Raw genomic sequence first — 6,309 nt, 5'->3', positions numbered from 1 at the left:
CGCGAACGCCTCCCGCGCGCCGCAAGGCACCCGCAGCACCCGGGCTTCGGGCTCGGGAAACCGGCCGGGCGGCGACGAGCGCGCCGCGGCGCTCCTCAAGCTCTTCAACATACTTTGGAGAAATCCGCGCATGCGCAGATACGCTCTTCCGGTGGTCGCCCTTGCGGGCGCCTTCTTCTGGATCACCGCCTCCGCGGGCGGCAACGAAACGATCGAGTCCTTCAGTCAGGCGAAGAAGCTCCTCGAGGACAAGGTCTACGCCGACCATCGCGTCACCTTCTATTGCCGCGCGAACTACAACGCGAAGAAGGAGATCACGCTCCCCGCAGGCTTCACCACGCCGAAGCACGAAAAGCGCGCGCACCGCATCGAGTGGGAGCACGTGGTCCCGGCGGAGAACTTCGGGCGCTTCTTTTCCGAGTGGCGCGACGGGTCGGCCAAGTGCATCGACGACAAGGGCCGCGGCTTTAAGGGCCGCAAGTGCGCCGAAAAGGCGAACCACGAGTACCGCCTGATGCAGAGCGACCTCTACAACCTCTATCCGGCGATTGGGGCGGTGAACGCGCTGCGCTCCAACTACAACTATGCGATGCTCCAGGGCGTCCCCGTCACGTTCGGGTCCTGCCAGATGAAGATCGCCGACGGCAAGGCCGAGCCGCCCGAATACACCCGGGGCGCGATTGCCCGCACGACGCTCTACATGGCCGAGAGCTACCCGAAGTTCCGCATCTCCAACCAACAGCGGCAGCTGATGGGCGCCTGGAGCCGGATGTATCCGCCCGACGCCTGGGAGTGCGAGCGTGCGCGGCGCATCGCCGCGATTCAGGGCAATGAGAACAAGATCGTGGTCGAAGCCTGCCGCGCCGCGAACCTCTGGAGGTAGTTCCAGGCAACGAACGCTAACGAAATTGCGTCTTTTGAAGTACCCGCCGCGCCTGTATCCGCTCCCGCAGGCCGCGCGGGTCGCGTAGCATTCCGTAGATAAGTTCTTCAACCACAACGGCTCCCCGGCCGGGTCTCCCACATGAAGCGGATCTATGGCTTCTTCCTCGCACACTCGCGACTCGTAGTCGGCGCGGCGCTCGCCGTCGTCGCCGCGGAGGCGGGCTTCATCTGCTGGCAGCATTCGCTGCAGCAGGAGATCCTCTCGCGGATCACGAGTCCGGCGGGGCTCGCCGAATTCGTCGTGGTCTCCGCGACTCCGGGCGAGTCGAGCTTCTTCGAGCGCCGGGACCGCCTGCACGTCGTCGTCGCCTCCTCGATCTACTCGAGCGACCCGGCCGCGGCCCCCTTGTCGCTTGACTTCGACGTCGTCGCGAACTTCGGGCCCTTCGGACTCACGGGCGACGTCTACCCTCTCAACAACACCGTCGACACCGCGAAGCTCCTCAAGAACCTCGTGGGCACGCACCCAAGGCTCTCGATCCGCTTCCGCTGGGCGCTCTTCGCGAAGGAGCTCCAGGCGACGGCGACTGCGGCGCCCTTCGACATGCAGTTGGACGCCGACCTCCCCGGCATCGGCCCCACCTCCTGGCGCGGCGCGGCGAAGCGCCCCGTGGTGCTGCGCGCTGCCATGCCGCGGGTGGGCGAGATGAAGACCCGCATTGAGGCGCCCGACTTCATGCTCACCTTCACCGACCCGGCCGCGAACATCATGCGGCTCACGCTCGATGAGGCGGAGCTCACGACCCGGGCGCGCGTGCGCGGCGTCAAGGAGGACGAGGACCCGGACCGCTTCGGCACGGGTCCGGACTGGTTCCTAGAAACGGCGCGCCTCAACGCCAAACGCGCCCGCGTCGAGGCGGGCGACTGGCGCGGGACGCTCACGCTCGATCTGCGCAATCCCGTCTCCGAAATGCGCCAGACCCCGGCCGTGCGCGCCTCGAGGCTCGAGGGCGCCTACGAGGCGCACGCCGAGCGCCTTACCGCCGCCGTGAAGGCGGTGCACTCCCAATACGACCGTCTCGTCGAGGGGCGGGACTTCGCGCTCAAGCTCCGTGCGAGCAACGTCCCGACGGAGCTCTTCACCTCGGGACTTGACGACACTGAGCTCACGGACCTCATCAAGGGCGCGGGCGCGATGCACTTTGCTTTGGACGACCTCTCCTTCAACGCGGCCGGTGGCGGACGGACGTCCTTCGCGGCCGAGCTCGACGTCGGGGGCGCCGAGCGCCGGGAGGGCGACAAGCCTACGGTCTCCTGGCGTCTCGCCGCCGAAATGCCTCAGAGGGTCGTGGACCTCGTCGACGTGATGATCCACGGCGCCCGCGCGGACCTGCGGAGCCTGTCGCTTGCCGACCTCATGGAGCGCCGGGCGCAGAAGCCGGGCGAAGCCCCCGTCTACACGGTGCGCATGGCGGGCGACAACAACGACCTCTTCATCCTGCGGCCCGCGAAGACCGGGGCCGCCGCCGCTCGTGAAGGTGCGGACGGTGTCTCCGCGGCGGACGAAGGCTCACCGCAGGCCGCGGCCGAGCCCACTGAAGCGGCGCACGAAGCCACCAACGCGCCCGCTGCGGGCGCCACCCCCTGAACTGCGTATATTCGCTTAGGGGTGAATAATTAGAAGTTCTCCCTACTTACTCAGGGAGTATCTTGGAGAAACAATGAGTTGCGTAGGGCGCTTCCTTCGAGGCGTCCGTTCAGGGGGGTAGGCCGAAGGAAGGGGACGATGATACAATCGGGTTCAAGAGAAAATAAGCATAACCCCGTAATCCTTTCATCCTCCATCCACGCAGCTTTGGGCGCGGATGTCCCGGAGATCCGCCATGCCCGCACCCGAACCGAAGACTCTGGTCCCGGCCGTCCTGAAGACGCCGCAGCGGGGCCGCCGCCGCACCTTCCCGCCCGGGGCGGAGTCGTCGGGAGCGGCGTCTCTCGCCGCGGACATCGCGCCCGCTTCGTCCGCCGCATCCGCCGCGCCGGCGCCGGTCCCGCAGACGGGCGCCGCCGATCCTCAGCCCGTGCGCCGCGGGCTTCTGCCCGGCTGGGTGGATCCCGTGAAGCCCGAGGAGCTCACCGAACTGCGCCGCGACGTGCACCGCACGCCTGAACCGGGCTGGAGTGAATTCATCGCCACGGCGCGCCTCGCGCGGGCCTTCGCCGCGGCGGGCTTCAAGCTCACCTACGGACCGGATTTCATTTCGCCGCAGTTCGTGCGCGGCCGCGACGCCGATGAAGTCGAGCGCGGCCGGCTCTTTGCGATTCAGAACGGCGTCTCCGTCGAGGAGATCCGCCGCATGGGTGACTCCCCCGGCCTCATCGCCGAATGGGACACGGGGCGTCCGGGCCGCACGATCGCGGTGAGGATCGAACTCGACGCCCTCGCGGTCGAGGAGCCCGAGAGCATCTCGCACCTTCCCTACCGCGAAGGCTTCTCTTCGGTGCACCGCGGCGTGATGCACGCCTGCGGGCACGACGGCCACCAGGCCGCCGCGATCGGACTCGCGCGCTTCATCGCCGCGAACGCCGATCGGCTCGCGGGCCGCATCAAGGTGATCTGCCAGCCGGCGGAGGAGGGCTCCCGCGGGGCGTACCCGATTCTGCAGTCCGGTGTTCTGAAGGATGTGGACACGCTCTTCTGCGCCCACATCGCGCCCGAACTCGAGTTCGGCACGGTGGTTGCGGCTCCGACGAAGCTCCTCTCGACGACCAAGATCGACTTCGAGTTCACGGGGCGCGCGTCCCATGCGGGCGCGCACCCGCAGTCGGGCCGGAACGCGCTCCTTGCGGCCGCGAACGCCGCGATCAACATCATGGCGCTCCCGCGTCATGAGGACGGCATGACCCGCGTCAACGTGGGCCAGCTCCATGCAGGCGAAGGCCGCAACATCGTGCCCTCCCACGCCTGGATGGAGGTCGAGGTGCGCGGCGAGAACGCCGCGGTGAACCGAGACCTCGCCGCCGAGGCGCTTCTGCGCGCCCAGGGTGCGGCGATGGGGTTCGGGGTCGAGTGCCGGCAGCGGATCGTGGGCGAGGCGATCGACTTCGTGCCCGACGCCGCGTTGACGCAGCTGATCACCGTCTGCGCGCGCCGCGCGCGGCTCTGCGAGAAGGTGATTCCGACGTGGCCGGTGAATTCCTCCGACGACGGCACGCTTCTCATGCGCCGCGTGCAGGAGCAGGGCGGCAAGGCCGGGTACTTCCTCGTGGGCGGCGCCTTCGCGGGGAACGCCGTGCAGCCCGCGGTGGACTTCGACGAGCGCGCGCTCGTGACGCTCTACGACACCTGGACCAACCTCGTCGTGGCGCTCCTCGGCAACTGGAGCTGACGGGGCGGCGGCAGGCCTGAACTTGGGTCCTGCATGCCGCGCTTGCACAAACGACAAACGCCCGCTTCGGACATTCCAAAGCGGGCGTCGTCATATTGGGCGCCGGATCAGTCCGGCCTCAGGTTCTCAGAAGGCCGGGATCACGATGCCCTTGTACTTCTCGAGGATCCACTTGGCGATCTCGGGCTGCTGATACGCCTCGACGAAGGGCTTCACCCACGGATCGTTCGCGTTCTTCTCGTTCGTGACGATGTTGCAGACGTAGGGGCCGTCCTTGTCCTCGACGAGGAGGCCGTCGCGAAGGGTTGAGGTTCGCGACGTAGGCGTAGTTGCCGTTCACGGCCGAGATCGTGAGGTCGTCCAAGGAGTGTGGGAGCTGCGCGGCCTCGAGTTCGACGATCTTGAACTTCTTCGGGTTCTCGACGATGTCGAGGACCGTGGCCTTGACTCCGGCGCCTTCACGGAGCTTGATCACGCCGCCCTTCTCGAGCAGAAGGAGCGCGCGGGCGCCCATCGCCGGGTCGTTCGGTATGCCGATCGTGCTCCCCGCGGAGGCTTCGGCGAAGCTCTTCACCTTGCGGGAGTAGAAGGCCATCGGGAGCGTGAAGGCCTTGCCGACGACTTTGAGGTGGTAGCCGCGGTCCTGGTTCTGCGCGGTGAGGTAGGGAACCGTCTGGAAGATGTTGGCGTCGAGGTCGCCCGCGTCGAGGGCGGCGTTCGGCTGCACGTAGTCCTGGAACTCGTAGATCTTGACGTTCAGGCCGCGCTTCTTCGCGAGCGGCACGACCTGCTCGAGAATCTCGGCGGCCGGACCCGCGGTGACGCCGATGCGGACCGTCTGTTCGGCGGCGTGGGCGAAGGGAGCGAGCGAGAGCGCGGCCGCGGCGGCGGCGCCCTGAAAGAAGCGCGTCTCGGGGAGCTCGCGCGCGAGGGCGAGCTCAGCCGCCCGGGACTGGGGGGCGTAGAAGGGCGCCTTGTTGACGCCCCAGCCGATCACGGCCTTCGGGACGGAGAGCCCCGAGTCGCTCTGGAGCTTCGCGGCCTCATTCATCGTGCGCAACGTCGCCTCGAGGTTCTTCGCGTTGATGCCCGCAGCCGCGGCGAGCGCGCGGTCGATGTTCTCGGCGCGGACCTTCTTGGCGCCCACAGTCTACTGGTCGCAGATCGAGAAGGCGATCTTGCCCGGCTGCGCGAGGATGCCGTGGGAGATGTCGTCGCGGCGGCCCGTCTCGTCGGCGAAGCGCAGGCCGTTCACGCAGGGCGTGTCCTGCGGGCGTCCGGCGACGTTCGACTCGAGGTCGCCGTTCTTCGGATTCCCGTGCGGATGGATCTGAATCCAGGCCATGCCCTCCAGGGCGGCGCCATTCTTCACGGCCTCTTCGATCACCTCGCCCGTCGTGCCGGGTTGGTTCGAGCCTAAAAGTCGGCTAATGCCCCTGGAGCACATCTTCGGCTTCAAGCGGGCTGAGGCGCACAACTGGTTGACCATGCTGGGCTACAACCTGTGCCGCCAGGAGATGTACTGCCGAAAGCTGGAATGAAAATGACACGGCTGAGGCGTCCGAGATCGCTTCAAATCACACTCCCAGCAACAGTCTTACCCAAACAGCCACGATGTCACTCGGACATGGAGGCTAGCTGTGTTTTTGTTGAGCTCATGCGCAAGCGGTTTCAGGCAGCTTTACTTCTGGGTAGATAATATTTGGCAGTTCCCTGTAGTCAATCCATACGCACAAACCGTTCCGATGAGATGACCAAAACAGAAAAGAGTCATAGGATGACAACATGAAAAAGATACTCGCAATTCTACTATCGCTCTTTACGCTGCTTTCCTGCGGGCTTCTTTCCGCCTGCTCTGCCCCAAAAACGCAGCCGGATACACCGGATACTGAAACCGTGTGGAAAACGGTCAGCGAGGCATACATCTATGCGTTCCCGCTGGTGCTGACCGACGCAACCAAAACATTATCGACCAATACGGATGGGACCATGACTGGCCGTGCGCCCATCAATCAGTTCAACCATGCAAAAAAGCTGG

The 6,309-nt window shown here is 66.2% G+C and carries 4 protein-coding genes and 2 pseudogenes; 4 read left to right on the top strand and 2 right to left on the bottom strand.

The features are described from left to right. Positions 1-130 precede the first annotated feature (130 nt). The 3 genes from ACT6Y9_RS07720 (at position 131) to ACT6Y9_RS07710 (ending at position 4,271) form a co-directional block, all read left to right on the top strand. Positions 131-883 (top strand): endonuclease, encoded by a 753-nt coding sequence (locus tag ACT6Y9_RS07720; protein WP_443744105.1) that lies wholly within the window; start codon positions 131-133, stop codon positions 881-883. A 141-nt stretch (positions 884-1,024) separates the two neighbouring features. After that, the gene (locus ACT6Y9_RS07715) at positions 1,025-2,533 is read left to right on the top strand and encodes a hypothetical protein (RefSeq protein WP_443744104.1); all 1,509 of its coding nucleotides are present in this window, start codon (positions 1,025-1,027) and stop codon (positions 2,531-2,533) included. Positions 2,534-2,768: 235 nt separating this feature from the next. Beyond that, entirely contained in the window at positions 2,769-4,271 is a 1,503-nt protein-coding gene (locus ACT6Y9_RS07710; protein ID WP_443744103.1) for an amidohydrolase, read from the top strand. 126 nt (positions 4,272-4,397) lie between these two features. Here the strand turns inward: ACT6Y9_RS07710 and ACT6Y9_RS07705 are convergent. After that, positions 4,398-5,265 (bottom strand): annotated as a pseudogene (locus ACT6Y9_RS07705) (MetQ/NlpA family ABC transporter substrate-binding protein). Positions 5,266-5,421: 156 nt separating this feature from the next. After that, a complete protein-coding gene (locus tag ACT6Y9_RS07700; protein WP_443744102.1) occupies positions 5,422-5,718 on the bottom strand; it encodes a hypothetical protein in 297 nt (98 codons plus the stop codon). Between the two features lie 338 nt (positions 5,719-6,056). On the opposite strand from ACT6Y9_RS07700, the pseudogene ACT6Y9_RS07695 reads away from it, so the two are divergent. Continuing rightward, positions 6,057-6,309 (top strand): annotated as a pseudogene (locus ACT6Y9_RS07695) (hypothetical protein); the annotation flags it as partial.

The organism is Sutterella sp. (assembly GCF_052272535.1).
Lineage (GTDB): Bacteria > Pseudomonadota > Gammaproteobacteria > Burkholderiales > Burkholderiaceae_F > Sutterella.
The sequence above is the reverse complement of the archived record's forward strand: the minus strand, read 5'-3'. Positions and strand labels throughout refer to the sequence as shown.